Annotated in this window: 13 protein-coding genes and 3 pseudogenes; 8 read left to right on the top strand and 8 right to left on the bottom strand. The window is 59.1% G+C overall.

From position 1 onward, the window contains the following. Positions 1 to 321, top strand: a complete 321-nt coding sequence (locus J7U39_RS14285) for a hypothetical protein (protein WP_210628778.1) — start codon at positions 1 to 3, stop codon at positions 319 to 321. A gap of 256 nt (positions 322 to 577) precedes the next feature. Then, complete coding sequence (locus J7U39_RS14280) at positions 578 to 1,348, top strand: SOS response-associated peptidase (RefSeq protein WP_210628777.1); 771 nt, start codon at positions 578 to 580, stop codon at positions 1,346 to 1,348. A gap of 573 nt (positions 1,349 to 1,921) precedes the next feature. Here the strand turns inward: J7U39_RS14280 and J7U39_RS14275 are convergent. Next, positions 1,922 to 2,884, bottom strand: a complete 963-nt coding sequence (locus tag J7U39_RS14275) for a sterol desaturase family protein (RefSeq protein ID WP_210628776.1) — start codon at positions 2,882 to 2,884, stop codon at positions 1,922 to 1,924. Positions 2,885 to 3,373: 489 nt separating this feature from the next. On the opposite strand from J7U39_RS14275, the pseudogene J7U39_RS14270 reads away from it, so the two are divergent. From J7U39_RS14270 to J7U39_RS31805, 3 genes and pseudogenes are all read left to right on the top strand, one after another. Beyond that, positions 3,374 to 3,746: pseudogene (locus J7U39_RS14270) on the top strand (thermonuclease family protein). A gap of 340 nt (positions 3,747 to 4,086) precedes the next feature. Continuing rightward, complete coding sequence (locus tag J7U39_RS14265) at positions 4,087 to 4,458, top strand: hypothetical protein (protein ID WP_210628775.1); 372 nt, start codon at positions 4,087 to 4,089, stop codon at positions 4,456 to 4,458. Positions 4,459 to 4,641: 183 nt separating this feature from the next. Then, a pseudogene (locus J7U39_RS31805) lies at positions 4,642 to 4,895 on the top strand (succinoglycan biosynthesis protein exoi). Positions 4,896 to 4,987: 92 nt separating this feature from the next. Here J7U39_RS31805 and J7U39_RS14260 read toward each other — a convergent pair. The 3 genes from J7U39_RS14260 to J7U39_RS14250 form a co-directional block, all read right to left on the bottom strand. Next, positions 4,988 to 5,236, bottom strand: a complete 249-nt coding sequence (locus J7U39_RS14260) for a hypothetical protein (RefSeq protein WP_210628774.1) — start codon at positions 5,234 to 5,236, stop codon at positions 4,988 to 4,990. Between the two features lie 867 nt (positions 5,237 to 6,103). Beyond that, the gene (locus tag J7U39_RS14255) at positions 6,104 to 6,907 is read right to left on the bottom strand and encodes a heparin lyase I family protein (protein ID WP_210628773.1); all 804 of its coding nucleotides are present in this window, start codon (positions 6,905 to 6,907) and stop codon (positions 6,104 to 6,106) included. Between the two features lie 129 nt (positions 6,908 to 7,036). Further along, the gene (locus J7U39_RS14250; RefSeq protein WP_210628772.1) at positions 7,037 to 12,367 is read right to left on the bottom strand and encodes a DUF4082 domain-containing protein; all 5,331 of its coding nucleotides are present in this window, start codon (positions 12,365 to 12,367) and stop codon (positions 7,037 to 7,039) included. A 217-nt stretch (positions 12,368 to 12,584) separates the two neighbouring features. Here J7U39_RS14250 and J7U39_RS14245 point away from each other — a divergent pair, with 217 nt between their 5' ends. The 3 genes and pseudogenes from J7U39_RS14245 (at position 12,585) to J7U39_RS14235 (ending at position 13,851) form a co-directional block, all read left to right on the top strand. Beyond that, positions 12,585 to 12,776 (top strand): hypothetical protein, encoded by a 192-nt coding sequence (locus tag J7U39_RS14245; protein ID WP_210628771.1) that lies wholly within the window; start codon positions 12,585 to 12,587, stop codon positions 12,774 to 12,776. Positions 12,777 to 12,991: 215 nt separating this feature from the next. Continuing rightward, positions 12,992 to 13,342 carry an ethanolamine utilization protein gene (locus tag J7U39_RS14240; RefSeq protein ID WP_210628770.1) on the top strand — a complete coding sequence of 117 codons (351 nt, stop codon included), beginning with the start codon at positions 12,992 to 12,994 and terminating at the stop codon, positions 13,340 to 13,342. Between the two features lie 170 nt (positions 13,343 to 13,512). Continuing rightward, a pseudogene (locus J7U39_RS14235) lies at positions 13,513 to 13,851 on the top strand (antibiotic biosynthesis monooxygenase). Here J7U39_RS14235 and J7U39_RS14230 read toward each other — a convergent pair. The 4 genes from J7U39_RS14230 to J7U39_RS14215 all read right to left on the bottom strand — a co-directional run bounded on the left by J7U39_RS14230 (position 13,821) and on the right by J7U39_RS14215 (position 16,340). Further along, positions 13,821 to 14,717 (bottom strand): alpha/beta hydrolase, encoded by an 897-nt coding sequence (locus tag J7U39_RS14230; RefSeq protein ID WP_210628769.1) that lies wholly within the window; start codon positions 14,715 to 14,717, stop codon positions 13,821 to 13,823. The pseudogene J7U39_RS14235 and the gene J7U39_RS14230 overlap by 31 nt on opposite strands. A gap of 201 nt (positions 14,718 to 14,918) precedes the next feature. Continuing rightward, the gene (locus tag J7U39_RS14225) at positions 14,919 to 15,539 is read right to left on the bottom strand and encodes a glutathione S-transferase family protein (protein WP_210628768.1); all 621 of its coding nucleotides are present in this window, start codon (positions 15,537 to 15,539) and stop codon (positions 14,919 to 14,921) included. Further along, complete coding sequence (locus J7U39_RS14220; RefSeq protein WP_210628767.1) at positions 15,532 to 16,014, bottom strand: SRPBCC domain-containing protein; 483 nt, start codon at positions 16,012 to 16,014, stop codon at positions 15,532 to 15,534. Before J7U39_RS14220 ends, J7U39_RS14225 begins: the two co-directional genes overlap by 8 nt. Further along, positions 16,011 to 16,340, bottom strand: coding sequence for a metalloregulator ArsR/SmtB family transcription factor (locus tag J7U39_RS14215; protein WP_210628766.1), 330 nt, complete (start codon positions 16,338 to 16,340; stop codon positions 16,011 to 16,013). Before J7U39_RS14215 ends, J7U39_RS14220 begins: the two co-directional genes overlap by 4 nt. Positions 16,341 to 16,449 lie beyond the last annotated feature (109 nt).

The following is a 16,449-nucleotide window of genomic DNA, read 5'->3' as shown; positions in this document are numbered from 1 at the left end:
ATGCCGGAAATGAACTATTCCAAGAAGTTGCGCGGGTGGAGCCTGCGCGACGCGGCTGACGCTAATCAATTGCTCGAGGTGACGTGCCAGCTCTGTCGAAGGACTTACCGGTTTTTCCCGCGTGACCTGCTGAAGCTGACGAAGGACGTGAGCCTCGATCGCCTGGCCGGCCGGTTCCGCTGTCAGCTCTGCGACCGAAGGGAATACATGAACCTGAAGGTCGTCCAGATTTGGGGGTCTGAAATCGGCAAGCTTCCAGTGCGCCGACTGGTCAAAGTGACGTCGGTCAAAAAGCCAATTTGGGAAGACGGAGTTTTGTAGGATGGCATCGCGCCGAGATAAGCCAGGCACCGAACACCGCTATTCTGTTCGAGATCGAGGCACGGTCATCACCTCGGCGCTCGTACTGGACAGCAGATCGAAGAGCTATAGCGCGTCGATCGAGTAGGATAGCTATCTTGTCTTTTGCTTCGGCAGCCGCGAAGCTGCGGAGCAATTCCGGGATTGTTGGAACGGCCAGTTCATCGACGCGAACGAAGTGGACAACAATGGCGTATGGACGCCGAGGGAGGGAGATGTGTGCAATTTATACCGGATGGACGCGAAGGATTGGGTCAATAAGTGGACCCAAGACGTCGAGAGTCTGGTCAACTTGATGCCGGCCTACCAGATGAACCCGGACCAGATGGCCCCGATCGTCCGCAACACAGCAGATGGCCGCAAGCAGCTTGTCCATGCGAGGTGGGGTCTTCCCTCGCCATTTTTCGTAATAAAGCAGGCGGCCGAGGCTCGGGCAGAGAAGTTGCGCCAGAAGGGCAAGCCCGTCGACATGGACATGCTCATCCGTATGGAGCCCGACAAGGGCGTTACCAACATCCGGAACCTGAATGTTCCCCACTGGAAGAAATGGTTCGGTGTCCAGAGCCGTTGCATAGTGCCGGTGACCAGCTTTGCCGAACCCGACCCCGCCAGCAAACAGGACGGGGGAAGCACCCCGAACGCTTGGTTCGCTCGTGACGAAGGCAAGCCGCTGATGTTTTTCGCGGGCGTCCACGTTCCGCAGTGGCAAAGCGTCCGCAAAGTCAAGGACGGATTGACGACCGACGACCTTTACGCGTTCCTCACAACCGAGCCGAACGATGTTGTACGGCCAATCCATCAAAGGGCGATGCCTGTGCTGCTGCTGACACAAGAAGAAGTCGACGTGTGGATGCGCGCCCCGTGGGAAGAGGCAAAGGCGCTCGCCCGCCCGCTGCCGAACGACGCAATCAGGGTGATCTCGCGCGAGGCCTACGGTTCGACCATCGTCAGCAACGCCGGGGAGCCGGTGCAAACGAGTTTGCTATGATCACTATTCGTGGAGAAGGGCATAAGGGCATTCAGCAGCGCCGGGCGCTAACTGATCATCGAGAACTATTGCAGTGTCGCCGGCTGCGCGAAGTGGGAAAGCTTCGGCTTTTCCCAATCGAGGACGGTCGAAACGCGCTGTCATTTCTGTCAATCGGAGCTAGAGCTTTTCCGGGTTAGATTGAAGCATTCTGCCGGAGCAGGTTTTCGTCAGGGCGAAGGCGATTGGCGACGGGCATACCCCAGGTACGTCCGAGCCGATCGCCTTTGATCCTGGCGGAAGCATGCCCGGCCCACCGGCCGCACCGCTTCGCCGTGGGCGAAGCGACAAGTGCGTCCGGCGATTCCAAGGTCTTGCAGATTTGCCAGGCAAATCTGCGGGAGGGTTGGCTGAAACGGGCCGGCTGATCGACCGGCCGGCTTGGCCGTAGAACTGGGCTACGACGCGCGCCGGCCGGTCGACCATCCGACTCCGTTTGAGCCAACAGAATGCTTCAATCTAACCCGGAAAAGCTCTAGTTCGTTGATTCCAGAAAGCTGTCGCTTATCACAACAGAGCGATGCCAGCTTCGCGCTACCGGCGCTGTTTGTGGCCCGACAGCCCCCGCGGCGAGGCAGGTTTTCCCCTTATGGGGCTTATGCCGCACTTGGCCTTGGCAGCTTGCCACGCGCGTTGGAAGAAACGAATTTCCGTGGCGATGGTTTCGCGGAACGGATCGGTTTGGTTGAAGTAGTCGCGGTCCAGACCGAGCTTTGCACCGTCTGCATCGCCCTCGTAATAGGTGCCGAACAAATGATCCCAGATCGGGAAATAATTGGCGAAATTCTTGTCGTGATGTTCCGGCACTCGGGAGTGATGGATGAAGTGGTCGCGTGGTGACTGGATCACGTATTTGCCAAACCAGCCATGCCACGGAATGGCACTGTGCTTGACCAGACCAATGGCGCCAAAGGTGATGGTCACGAAGGCGAATTCGGCCGTTGGCAGGCCGATAAGCAGCGCCGGAACGACCATAATGGCCATGTTTATGGCCTTCTCCAGCGGATGCTCCCGCGACGAAGTCAGCGCGTTGAACTCTTCGGCTGCGTGGTGAAATTCGTGCAGCCGCCATAGTACGGGCAGCCGGTGCATCAACCGATGCTGCCAATAGCTCAAGAAGTCTGACAGCACTAGGAACAAGAGAACATGTGCCAAGCCAGGCAGCCTCCGGGCAAGGCCCAGGTGGGGGGCATCCTGAGCCGCGTGGGTGATGGCATAGGACAGACCAAATGATGCGAGGGCCGCGAATAACGTAATCATTCCCGTCGCCTGAAGGACGAAATAGACGATGTCGGTGATTGTGGATTTGCTGCGTTCGAAGAAAACCCGACGGAACCCGGAACTGCCGAACCCCACATAGGTGAGCTCCACCGCGAAAACCGTCAGAACCAGGCCGATGGAAATGGCGAAACTGAGCGCCATTGCCTTACCATTCAGATAATAAGTGTTGTAAAAAAAGCTTCCAAGCTTGTGCAGGCAGTATTCGACCAGCACCATGGCACTGCTCCAAACACGAACCCTTACAGCTTGGTCCTGACGATGCGCTTTTGCCACATTGCTCAAAGGACGATCGGGGCGTCCTTTTGATGTATTACCGGCGGTGGAAGTGCAGTGCCGGGAGGCATGCAGGAGGGTCGAGGAGCACTCCGAAAAACTGCTGGAATTACATGGTCGGCCGACAGGCTCATGAAAAGAACTTAGGACGGGAACAATAATAGGCAGCGCTGTCGTAGGACCTTAGGCCGTGGTGAGATTTGTTCCACAGCAGCCTCTCGACACTTCGATGTGCGGCCCAGCGCAACCCATAACTGGCCCCGCCCTACCGAAGGCGGGGTTTTTTGGCATTGGAGTTTTGGCCGAAATGGTCCATTGATCCGGCATCGACTTTCCAGGAGGTTGGATGAGCGACAGCGGCAAGCCGGCGCTGACCAATTCGCCCCAGATGGCGACCACATGGAATGAATTGAGGAAACGGAGCTCCTCGAGATGATTGCTGGGCTGATCATCTGCGCCTCTCTGACGGCGGTCGACTGCGACACCGTGAAATGGGATGGGCAGAACATGAGACTGCTGGGGAAGGAGTTCCGTTCGTCTCCGGCATCGAGAGGCCGGAGATCGGGAGCCATGCCGAATGCATGAAGGAATGGAAGCTGGCCCTGATCGCCAAGGGCAGGTTAAAAGAGCTTCTGGCTGAAAAGGGTCTGAGGGTGGTGTTCAGCGGCTCGGTCGACAAGACGCCATCGCATCGGCCGCTCATCAACATCTACCGTACGAATGGTGAAGAAATCGGCAAGAAGCTGCTTCGGAAGGTTTCGCCAGGACGTGGAGCCCGAAGCAGCGAAATGATTGGTGCGACTGACGTCGGCTGCTGATTTGACGCCCGCCAAAAGGATGAGCCTCGGGAACCTTCATCGCGGCCCTACGTTAGTCCTGAGCGTGCGCTAGGCGCCCTCAACCGCCTTGCCATGCACGCTCACTGGCCCCGCGAGCCGCGCGGGGCTTTTTTTAAACGCGGGGTTCATCAGTTAATCTTGAGCCAATGCCGCAGCCAGGCTACAGCCCCGTCGCTCATCCACACAAGACAAATCCGAATCTGCATCGCCGTCAGTTAGATCACGGAACCGCCACCTCGCCGGAGCGTTTCTTGCTCACATCGGACCCTGCCAGATCCCGCTGGCACTCCCGAACTGGAGGTATTCATGAAAACGCTGATCGTCTCCATGGGCCTGTTGGCTGCGACTGTCTTTTCGGCTTTTGCAGCGGAACCGGCCAAAATGGTCGACACGAAGATGGGTAAGATCCTGGCAAACGCCAAAGGTATGACACTCTATACGTTCGACAAAGACGCCATGGGCAAATCAAACTGCGACGAGGCCTGCTTGAAGAAATGGCCGGCCTTCCACGCCGCCGCCAAGGCCAAGGCCGAAGGCGAATGGTCACTTGTCAAGGCGGCCGACGGCAAGGAGATGTGGGCTTACCAAGGAAAGCCGCTTTACACCTTCGCCGGAGACAAGAAGCCTGGCGATATGACCGGCGATGGCGTCGGCGGAGTTTGGCATGTCGCCAAGTAGTCCGGCGCACTGGAACCTTCAGGGCCGCTCAGCCCAAGCAGGTCCAGATAAGCCTTTTGGATAGATATTCGCCATGCTCTAGCGCGGCTACAATCCTCGCGCGAATGACGGGGATGCGGCATGCGTCAGGAGTATCGCGTTCCGCAGAAGAAATCGGTGCTGTTCAGGGCGCCGGGTTTGGTCATCGGCGCGGTCGCGTTTGGTGCAGCCGGCGGCTGGACCGCAAGCGACATGCTGGCCTCCTGGGGCGCTTCTGGCGGCTCCGGTCTATCGTGCAGGATCAAGGGCAACATCTCCATCGAGACTGGCGAGCGCATCTTCCATGTGCCGGGGCAGCGATACGACGAGCAGACGAAGATCAGCCCCACGTATGGAGAACGATGGTTCTGCTCGGAATTTAAGCTTGGGCCGCCGGCTGGCGGAAAGCGAAATCGTAATGAGCGGAGATGGCCTGAATTGGAAAGGCCGCTTGCGTGGCGACCCTGTCGGTCACCTGCCGGCGCTCGGCATTCATGGCCGATATCACTGGTCAATGATGAGATGTGGACGTCGGCGCGTTGACCTGCAGCGAATGACTGCTATCAAACTTCATGATCAGCAGCGTGACCAGCTCCTCGCGCGTCTTATGTCCTTCATTAAATAGGTCGACTGCCGAGCTGCAAAGAAGCTGCATTGATTGTTCCGTCGGCGCGGCGTGATTGTGCCGGAACCAAGTACGAACAGCATCCGAAATCACGTTCACGTCTTCCAGCTGAAGTAAGAGATTGAAGTCCGCCATATCATCCTCCCTAAGCGTCGCAACAGTTCGCTCGGAGCGCGATAAGAAAACCGTAGTGCATCAGCCTTCTAAGACCAACCGTCAGTGCGGTTTCGCACATTTATGCATTCGACCCTAAGTCAAAGTGATAAAGTCGTACTTATTGCAGTAAAGAAAACATCGTTGAGAATAGTTGTGCAGCGCCTAGGTGCGCAAAGCCAAAAAAAACCCCAATCTGCTAATCCCCGCTGAGCTGCGGGGCTTTTTTTGCGTCATGCTTGAACCGCACTACAAAACCACGGCGCCCAATGCCCGACTTAAGTCCGTCTTTTTCTTGGTAAGAGTCGAGCTAGATTTTATTCATCCTTGTCAAGAGGACGCCAGGGAGGTTTAGCAATGTTGCTGTATCCAGTCAGAACCTCCCTGGCGAGACAAATAACGCCTTCTTCAAGTGCTCAATGAGAAGATGAAGCTGCGTTCTACTGTGTCCAACACCGTATCGGAACATAGCCAGTCCCTCTTTCGTTGAAGCAACAGGAAAGCACGGGTGTTCCTCCTGTGCGATCCGTGTTGTCAAGACTTGCCCCGTTACGGCGGGGCTTTTTTGTCGGCATCCTACCGGAGCCGCTCTACGCCCGATCATCTCGCCGCTGATTGAGGAAGCGATCGACAAGCTGATCGATCTTGACGAGACTGCCCGAGCCCACTTCCAGGAGAATTCGAAAGAAATCGCCGAGTGATGTTCAGTCGAGCTCATCCTCGGATCGTATCAAGGTGAGGGGTTCTAACACCCGCGGCCTTATGGCGCCGCCCACCTCCCTCCGTGCACTTCGGCTCCGCAAACTTCGTTGTTCGCGGAGCCGCCCCATCGCCGTCGATCCTGCTGAACTACTTCCAAACGAGAGCCTCACGCGACTTCGCCATGCTGACGTAGCGATAGTAGACCGTCGCGGGCACCACCAATTTGGTGCCAGTCGTGCAACACAGGTAGTTGCCGAAAAGAAAGTAATTTAGCTTATCGCATGAAAAACAGGTAACGCCGTGATAGTCCACGACCTGCTTCCCATCCAGAAACATCATGAAGCGTCCGTCGCCTTCCCTGGTCCATCGAACAAGGAGTTCGAAACGGTGCCAAGCGCCCGCCAGTTCGCTGATGGGCGCGACGCGCATGTCAAAAAGGTCAATACAGTCACCGCCGAACTGGGTCATCTGCTTCCCGCTTGGCTTTTCCATACTCCATGAAAGGAATTGGTCGTTGCTATGGGGATTGGTGGTCAGGGCCACGAGTTGGCATTGGTCCTGATCCTTGAATTCGACGAATATCTCGTGACCTCTGACCTGCTTCGAACCAATCGGAAAGTCGGGCACGAAATACATGTCCCAACCATACCATGCCTCCTTGGGTTGCTTGGCCTTGCGTCCCTGCTGAACCGTCGCGCGAGCCGACTGTTGCTCGCAGTCGTCCCGTACGCACGGACCTGGGTTGATCGAAAATTTGAACACCTTGGCCGCGTTGTACTGATCCAGCGGGTCTTTCACCATTGTAAAGCCGCCCGGCTGATTGCGCTCCGTCGTAACTCTAAACGGGTGGGTGAAGCCAGGAAGTTTAAATGTCCTTTCCGCACCGAATGAAAGATTTGCTGAAAGAACTGGCAGAAGTACTGCTACCAGGATTTTGCGGAGGAAGTTCAATATCCCAATATTCTTGAACCCTGAGCTTGACCGATTAGCTCTCGGCGGCATCGCCAGCCTCCCTCATTGTCTCGGCATCGCCTGTTACGCGTTCAATACTGCATAAGGGGGCTGCCGATGTGCTACGGCTCAAGTCGGTGCCAACAGGTTCCCGCCGGTCGGCACATTGGGGTCTGCCCAGCGACGGATGGTGCCGGTGCCCAAATCAGCACCGTAAAGCCAGCCGTCCGGTCCCTTCGCGATGTCTACCAGGTAGGGGACGCCGGTGTCGAAGACCTGTACGTTCGTGATCTGCCTGCTTGCGTTCATTGTTGCGGTGTACACATTTCCATTGACAAGATCCGCAAACATCAGGGTATCGTTGTTGTAGAAATCCCCGACCGTGATCGCGGAGGCGCCGTCAGGCGCGCCGTGGCTTCTCGATAGCAGCGGAAAAACAGCAGCCTGATCGGAAGGACTGTTTCGGTTCCCATTGTTGTAGAAGCTGATCGCCTGAGGGAGATCCTGGTAGCCGCCCGTTCGGCCGGGACCTTCCAGATACGGCCAACCGAAATTCGATCCGGCGGGACCGGTATTTATTTCCTCCCAACTGTTCCAGCCGACATCTCCGAGCACGGGCAGGTTGGTCACCGGATCGAAGGTGAAGCGATAGGCGTTGCGCACGCCGGAATAGAAGACCTTGGACTGATTGCTGTTGGGATCTGCGGGGTCATAGAAGGGGTTCCCCGGAACGCCCGCGCCGGTCATCGGATCTATCCTCAGGACTTTGCCGGACAGATTGTGAACGTCTTGAGCGCGAACCGTGCGAGGGTCCATGAAATTGTAAGACGTGCCGTCTCCGTTGCTGAAGTACAGCATGCCGTCAGGCCCGAAATGGAGAGCTCCATTGGAATGGGAGTCACTGTCCGTCGCCAGATAGTCCCGAATATTCTGGTTCTGGATTCCGGCGCGATCTGGATCGTTGTCCTGCGTTCCCACCTCGATCTGGCTTGCAGGGGCGGTAATGGTGGTGCCGTTAACGATGCCCGATGGCGGTATGTTCACAGCGCCGGTACTGTCGAGATCCGGACGGCTGGTGTATGCCCAGGTGCTATTGGTACCGGCCAGCACGACCATGCTGGCCGGATCGGCGATCATCGTGTTGGGGTTGACCGTAAGCCGAACGAGACGCGAAGGACGGTTCCCTTTGGTATCAGGTCCCGCCAGGCCGGTTCCATTCGCAGTTTCCGGCGGGTCGTAAGTGTAGAGCAGATAGACGTATGGATTTGCCGCGAAGTTCGGATGAATTGCCAGCCCCAGCATCCCCCGATCTCCGGGCGTATAGTTGACCTGGCTGGACAAATCGACAAGCGGCGTCGATCTCAACGTGCCGTTGTCCACCACCCGCACAACGCCATTCTGTTGCGCGACAACCATATAGCGGCCATCGGGCGTCCAATCCAGGGTCGTTGGCTCGGTCAAGCCGGACACCACGGTCTGGCGGACCAGATTGCCGAGGTTGCTGTCGTCGTCCAGGATGTTGACGGTCGCGGTCGTTTGGCTCCCCAGGACAGCGCCTGTCGGGTTGCTCAAGGTTACAGTGAAGCTTTCGTTGCTCTCGGCCGTCGTGTTGTTGAGCAGCGGAACAGAAATGGTCTGGATCGCCTGCCCGGCGGCAAATGTGAGCACGCCCGTTGTTGTCGTATAATCGGAGCCCGCGATCGCGCTGCCATTGCTCGTAGCATATGCAACGGTGGCCGCGGCATCGATGTTTCCACTGCGCTGAACCGTGATCGTGGCGGCGACCGCCGCCTCCGACAAGGTGATGACCGGATTGCTCACGGAGATGGTGGGTGCGGAGTCGTCGTCGACGATCGAGACCAGAACAGTCCGCGGCGCTGCCAGCGAGCCACCAGGCCCGGGATTCTGGATGCCGACGGAAAATGTCTCGGTCCCTTCGGCATCGGGGTCATTGACGATCGGGATTGCAAACGTCTTGCTGCTCTCGCCGTCCGCGAAAACAACTTGCCCGGTATTGGCTCGGCCATTGAAGGTCGGCGGCGTATAGTCCGCTCCAGCCTGTGCCGCTCCGGCTCCGCCGATCTCGTTGGTCGTGTACTCCAGTGTCAGCGGCCCGCTCGTGCTGCCTGTGCGAACGACGGTGATTGTTGCAGCGCCCGCTGTTTCACTGACGAAGATGGTGTTGTTGTCCCGCAAGGCAACGCTTGATCCAGCAGAAAACACGACATCGCGGAAGTAGTTTTCATTCTGGTAGACCAGGGTCGGAAACGTGCCGATGGTATCGTTGTAGACGCCGGCGCCGACCGGGGCGGTCAATCCGCCATTGCTGATCGGGTTGGCGAAGCCGTTCGAGGTCAGCGAATAGTAGCTGTTGGCATTGACCGAGACGACATAGGTGGTGCCCGCATTGATGACCAGCGGGCTTGCCAAAGTCTGCTGCTGCCAGCCTGAGGCGGTCTCGTTGGTGAAGGTGACGCTTGCCAGTTGCTGCCCGGTAGCCGACCAGATGCGGCCGACATGCGTGCCGGTCTCGCTGGGGGCCTTGTAATAGCGGACCGCCTGGATCGAACCGGTATTGCTGCTGACGAAGCGCATCCCGACTTCCCAGTCCACTCCAGGCCCGTCGGTGAAGTTGGGTTGGGCCGGTGTCTGGGTGGTGAAGAGGCTGACGGGGCTGGAACTTACGGAGGTAATCGGGGCAGTCGCCGCGCTCACGACGGTCTCGCCAGTGCCAAGCAGGTCGGTATAAGTGGCATTGACCCGCACGCGCTTGCCGACGAGACTGCTGCCCAGTGTCAGGCTTTGCCCGCCCGCGACGTCACTCCACGTCGTGCCGTTGTCGCTGCTCTGCCACAGATAGCTGACGCTTGCCGGCAGGCCATCGATGTCACTGAGGCTGGCGGTCAAGGTCTGGCCCTGGCTCGCTATGCCAGTGATCGAGATCACGCCGGGATCATTGACATTGGCGACTGCCGAGGGCGTCGCTGGGCTGGTGACATTCTCGCTGTTGCCCAGGTTGTCGATGTAACTGGCCGTTGCCCGCACGAAATTGCCGACCTGGGCCTGCTGCAGGGTCAGCGTCTTGGCAGTCGCTCCACCGATATTGCTCCAGGTGGTGCCGTTGCTGCTCTGCTGCCACTGATAGGTCACGGATCCCGGCACACCGTCCGCGTCGGTGACAGCGGCCGTCAACACCTGACCTTGCGTCGCGGTGCCGCTGATGCCAAGCACACCCGGGTGGTTGTCGGGATTCGCCGCCGCGGCAGAAAACACGACATCGCGGAAGTAGTTTTCATTCTGGTAGACCAGGGTCGGAAACGTGCCGATGGTATCGTTGTAGACGCCGGCGCCGACCGGGGCGGTCAATCCGCCATTGCTGATCGGGTTGGCAAAGCCGTTCGAGGTCAGCGAATAGTAGCTGTTGGCATTGACCGAGACGACATAGGTGGTGCCCGCATTGATGACCAGCGGGCTTGCCAAAGTCTGCTGCTGCCAGCCTGAGGCGGTCTCGTTGGTGAAGGTGACGCTTGCCAGTTGCTGCCCGGTAGCCGACCAGATGCGGCCGACATGCGTGCCGGTCTCGCTGGGGGCCTTGTAATAGCGGACCGCCTGGATCGAACCGGTATTGCTGCTGACGAAGCGCATCCCGACTTCCCAGTCCACTCCAGGCCCGTCGGTGAAGTTGGGTTGGGCCGGTGTCTGGGTGGTGAAGAGGCTGACGGGGCTGGAACTTACGGAGGTAATCGGGGCAGTCGCCGCGCTCACGACGGTCTCGCCAGTGCCAAGCAGGTCGGTATAAGTGGCATTGACCCGCACGCGCTTGCCGACGAGACTGCTGCCCAGTGTCAGGCTTTGCCCGCCCGCGACGTCACTCCACGTCGTGCCGTTGTCGCTGCTCTGCCACAGATAGCTGACGCTTGCCGGCAGGCCATCGATGTCACTGAGGCTGGCGGTCAAGGTCTGGCCCTGGCTCGCTATGCCAGTGATCGAGATCACGCCGGGATCATTGACATTGGCGACTGCCGAGGGCGTCGCTGGGCTGGTGACATTCTCGCTGTTGCCCAGGTTGTCGATGTAACTGGCCGTTGCCCGCACGAAATTGCCGACCTGGGCCTGCTGCAGGGTCAGCGTCTTGGCAGTCGCTCCACCGATATTGCTCCAGGTGGTGCCGTTGCTGCTCTGCTGCCACTGATAGGTCACGGATCCCGGCACACCGTCCGCGTCGGTGACAGCGGCCGTCAACACCTGACCTTGCGTCGCGGTGCCGCTGATGCCAAGCACACCCGGGTGGTTGTTGGCACTGACAATGGCTGCGGTCGGCGTGCTCGCCCGGTTGGCTTCGACACCACCCAGCTGATCGGTGTAAGTGGTCCTGACACGAACTTGCCTGCCCACCTGCGCCGCCTGGAGTGTCCAGTTCGGACCGGTGGCTCCGGCGATGTCGGTCCAGGTCGTCCCGATCAACTGCTGCCAGCGATAGGTGATCGACACGTTGGCGAGCCCATCGAGGTCGGTAACGGCCGCAGTCAGGGCTTGTCCTTGAACGGGCGTACCGGTGATCGTCGCCACGCCTGCGTCGTTCAAGTTGGCGACTGCCGTCGTCGGACCGCTGGCGACCGTCTCGTTGTTGCCAAGGGCATCGGTGTACGTGGCGGTCGCTCGAACCTGCTCCCCAACCAGTGCTTGCTGCAGGCTGAGTGTTTTCGCAGTGGCGCCGGCAATGTTGCTCCACGTGCCGCCGCCATTGCTGCTTTGCTGCCATTGGTAGGCGACGATGGTCCCGGCCGGGAGCCCGTCAACATCGGTAACACCAGCCGCGATCGTCCGATTTTGAGTTGCGGCCCCGATGATGGAGACGATGCCAATGTCGTTGCCGGCAGGATTGCTCGCGACGATCGGGGATGTGGCCAGGCTGGTTCGATTGTTTTCGGTTCCTCCCGACTGATCGGTATAGGTTACCTGGACGCGGACCTGCCTGCCGACCTGCGCTGCCTGAAGCGTCCACGTTGAACCGTTGGCGTTCGCGATGTTGCTCCAGGTGGTTCCGATCAGTTGCTGCCAACGATAGGTGATCGCCACGTTGGCGAGCCCATCCAGATCCGAGATCGCGGCGGCCAGGGCCTGGCCTTGTACGGGTGTACCGGTGATCGCGACTACGCCTATGTCGCTCACGTTGGCGACAGCGGTATTGGTGGTGCTGGCAACCAGTTCCTGGTTGCCCAAAGCATCGGTGTAAGCAGCGGTTGCCCGCACCCGCTTTCCGACCTGAGCCTGCTGCAAGGTCAGGGCGGCTGTGGCTGCACCTGTTATGTTGCTCCAGGTGGCACCGTTATCGCTGCTCTGCTGCCACTGATAGGTAATGACCGTCCCTGACGGTAACCCGTCAACATCGGTGACATTTGCCGCCAAAGTCTGATTCTGAGTCAGAGTCCCGCTGAGAGAAACGACGCCCTGCGCCATCACGCTACCTCCGCATCAACCTGTCAATGTTGCCTGCTAAGTCGTCGAGGCGTGGCCGCAGGAGTCCTGTGTCCCGCTTTTCCCACGCGCGCTGAACCCCACTGGGCGGACTATGCTCCGATCCTTTGGACTTTCCAATTAGCTCTTTCTTGGTAGAACTCTGTCAATCATCACACGCCTTGGATGCGCTGGAGCTCAGTTGCAGGCTGGCAAATGGATGCTGACGACGCGGCTTCTGCCGCTCCATGCGCCGATGAAGTCGAGGCTTTCGTGGCTCTGCGGCGTGGCCGGCAAGCGCCATGTCGATCCGATACGCAGGGCAGGGCGGCGCCTTTCGTTGTCGTTCGCCCAGGATCCGCGGCGCGTGATGGGCCAAGGCCATGGATTCCAGGCTCAAGGCCTGGAATGACGGAGAGCGGGGGTGCATTCCCACTCAACTCGCCGCCGGCGCAGCGTATCGCGCCGCTGGACCGGCGTCAGAGCACTTCGTTTCAGCGCGCCTTCGTTTGCTGGCGAGGCCTTCCGAGTGTCGCAGATCATTCCAATGGCGGGATATCGCGCCACGCTGAGGACTTGGCGCGGGAGATTTCCGCGTTACCTAAGCCGGCGGCATGGAGGTAGACAATGAAGATGCAGAAATTCGCGATCGCCGACGCTTCGCTGGAGCGTTCCCCGGGGCAGGAGGCAGACATTCTCGTCGGCAATCTCGTCGATGAGCGGCATGGCGGGCCGATCACCATCGGTTACGGACGCTACGCCCCTGGCCAGAGCCTGACCGAAACCATGGCGGTCGACGACGTGATGATCGTTCTGGAAGGGCGGCTTTCGATTTCGGCAGAGGCGGGAACGGTCAGCGCCGGGCCGGGCGAGATCGTCTACATGCCGAAGGGCGAGACCGTGACGATCCGCTCGCATGAGGAGGGCGCCGTCACCGCCTATGTCACCTATCCCCACTGGCGTCCGGCGCATGCGTAAGTCCCACGGCAACGAGATGCTTTTCCGCGGCCGCCTCGATTGATTTCCACGGCAGCTTGGGGTCGGGGACGGCGAAGGGGGCTGACGTAGCCTGTGCCGGTATTGGGTTGCGAATTGACCGCACGACGGATGGTTGCAAAGATGTCCACTCGTCGCAACGAGGTTTTGGCATGTCTATCGCGACCTTACCTGCACCGCCCTATTACGTCGTCTGCTTCTCGTCGTAACGAACGGAGGTCGAGGACGGCTACGGTGACGTCGGCGCTGCGATGGTGGAACTGGCAAAGCAGCAGCCCGGATTTCTGGGTTTCGAAAGCGCCCGCCGTGCTGATGGGTTCGGCATCATCAACTCTTATTGGAGGGACGAAGAAAGCATCCGGGCCTGGAAAGCGGTCGTCGATCACGTCGAAGCGCAACGCCGGGGCCGGGCAGACTGGTATACGCGTTATGAAATCCGTGTGGCGCTCGTTGAAAGAGCTTATGGATTCGAAGCCGAACCACCGCGATGATCTTCGCCCTCAGACCGGGTCTCGCCGAGAACCGGCTCCCGTTCGTGACGGGATCCAGGACCGTTTCCTTTCAGCGCTTCCACGAAACGGATGACGTCACCGACCAGGCCATCGCTGAAGATATCGTTGTGACCCGCGCGGTCATAGATCAGCATCCGCTTGGGCTCGGGTGCGATCTCGTACAGCGCCTGCCCTGAAGACAGCGGGATGCTGTCATCAAGCCGGCCGTGGAGGAACAACTTCGGTTGTCTGACCTTGCCTATGTTGAGGTCCGATCGAAACGGATCCTTGAGAAGAATTTCAGCCGGGAGGTACGGATAGCGCGCCTGCGCAACCGACAGAACCGACAGGTACGGAGACACGAGGATGACGCCCCCGGCCGGCCTGTTCGCGGCCGTGTTCACAGCAACGCCGGTGCCAAGTGACCGGCCGAGCACAACAATCTCGCTTCCGGCATGTGCTGAAAGCCAGTCGAACGCGGCGATGCCGTCCGTCAGCAGGCCCTGCTCGCTGGGTGAGCCGGTCGAGCCGGGATAGCCGCGATAGGAAATCGCCAGCAATCCAATCCTGCGTGCAGCCAGCGCCTGTGCGAGAAACGCGTAATTGTCGACGCGGTCGCCGTTGCCGAAAAAGAGGAGCACGCAGGGCTTGTCGCTGTCGCCCTGGCTGTACAGTCCCTGAAGCTTCTCCCCGTCGGGCGTTCTAATGTTGACCGACTCGCCCCAACGCGCATCCTCGGCACCAGATGCGGCGCCGGCTCCGGGATAAAGCAGGCTTCGCTGCGAAAAATAGACCAGAGCCACGATCGCCATGTAGGCCACGACCGCCATCAGCGGCAAGATCAGCAAGTATCTTGTGGTGCTCACGACAGAATCCACCCGCCGGTTTGGCAATTCCCAGGACGCCTTGCGGCGACCGCGGCCGGTTGCGGCGTGACGTTCTCGGCGAAGGGTCAATATATGCACAAAGCGTTGTTGAAGAGAAGATGTCGAAATACGAAGATAATCTTCAATATTACCTCTGCGGTAACGCCTCTCAGGCTCGCAATAACCCTTCGCTCGCGCTTCTCAGGCTGGAAAAGGGTTTTGCCACGCATCCAGTTCTTCAAGCCGTCCGTACCATTTTTGCATATGCCGGAATTCGGCGAGCGGGATGTCGGCAGCGGTTGCATAAGGAAGTGCAGCTGCCAGTGCGAAATCCGCCACGGTCAGTGTCTTCCCGACGGCGACGCTGTTGGCGGCCAGATGATCGTCGAGCACCCGGCCATGGAGCCGAAAGTTCGTCTTCGCATCCTCGATCAGGGCGAGGTCAGGCTTCCCGCCGAACAACGGCTTGATCAAGCTTTCAAACCACAGCGTTGCCCCGTGCCGGGTGAAATGGCTGGCATCCCAGCTCAACCAGCGCAGCACGTCGGTCTGCCGATGGTCATGCGGCCAGAAATCCGACGCGACTGCGTCAGACAACCGGCACATGATGGCGTTCGCTTCCCATAAGGTTCCGGCATCATCCTGCAGCACCGGGACCTTTCCGTTCGGGTTCAGCGCCAGGAATTCCGCGGTGCGCTGCTCTCCGCTGGCCAGGTCAACCCTGACGAACTCGACGTCGGCTTGAAGAAAACGCGCGGCGGCGCAGGCCTTCCGCGGATTGAGCGTCTCGCAATAGTAGAGCTTCATCGTCGCCTTACCCATGATTTTGCCCTTCGGCGGTTCCCAGAAAAGAGTTCAATCGCTCGAAACTTTGCGACCAACCGGATTCATGACCCTCAAGTGAGGATGCGCTTGCAAATCCGCTCTGCCGAAAAGTCATTTCCGTGCCTCCATCGCTTTCCCTGAAGGTGATGGTGACGATGGTTTCGGGGCTGGTTTCGCCGGTTCCGGTCTCCCAGGCATGTGTGAACACAAGCCTGTGCGGCGGCTCGACCTCCAGATATTTTCCGCCGACCCAATGCTCCTCTCCATCCGGGGCAATCAGACAGGCGCGGTGTTTGCCGCCGGGCCAGGCTTCCAGCCTGTCGCCCACTGCCTTGAAACCGTGAGGCCCACACCATTGCGCCAAGGCTTTCGGGTCGGTCCATGCCCTGAAAACGAGATCGCAGGGCGCATCGAACTTTCGCACGAGAACCAGGTCATGGCTGTTGTCTGTTGCGGTCTCTGGATTGGTCATTTTTCGTTTCCTTGTACCTTGGACAGATAGTCATCGAGACGATCAAAGCTTTCATCCCAGAAGCGCCTGTAATCGGCGATCCAATCTGCAATTGTCTTCAAGGCTGCCGGCTCGAGAATGCGGGGACGCGAATTCGCTTCCCGGCCGGAGCGGATCAACCCGGCCTGTTCCAGGACCTTGAGGTGCTTCGAGATGGCGGGCTGAGACAGTTCGAACGGATCGGCAAGCTCGGCCACCGTCGCCTTGCCGTTGGCAAGCCGCGCCAGAATTGCTCTCCGTGTGGGGTCGGAGAGGGCGGAAAAAATCGCATCAAGCCTGTCGTCCATGCATCACCAATTAGCTATATAGCCAAATGGTTATATTCTGTGCGACGGAATGTCAAAGGCAATTTATGCTGGATCGGCAATGACAGGAAGAAACTCGACCCCTGTTGGG

Origin of the sequence: Rhizobium sp. NLR16a, assembly GCF_017948245.1 — a bacterium.
Classification (GTDB): Bacteria; Pseudomonadota; Alphaproteobacteria; order Rhizobiales; family Rhizobiaceae; genus Rhizobium.
The sequence above is the reverse complement of the archived record's forward strand: the minus strand, read 5'-3'. Positions and strand labels throughout refer to the sequence as shown.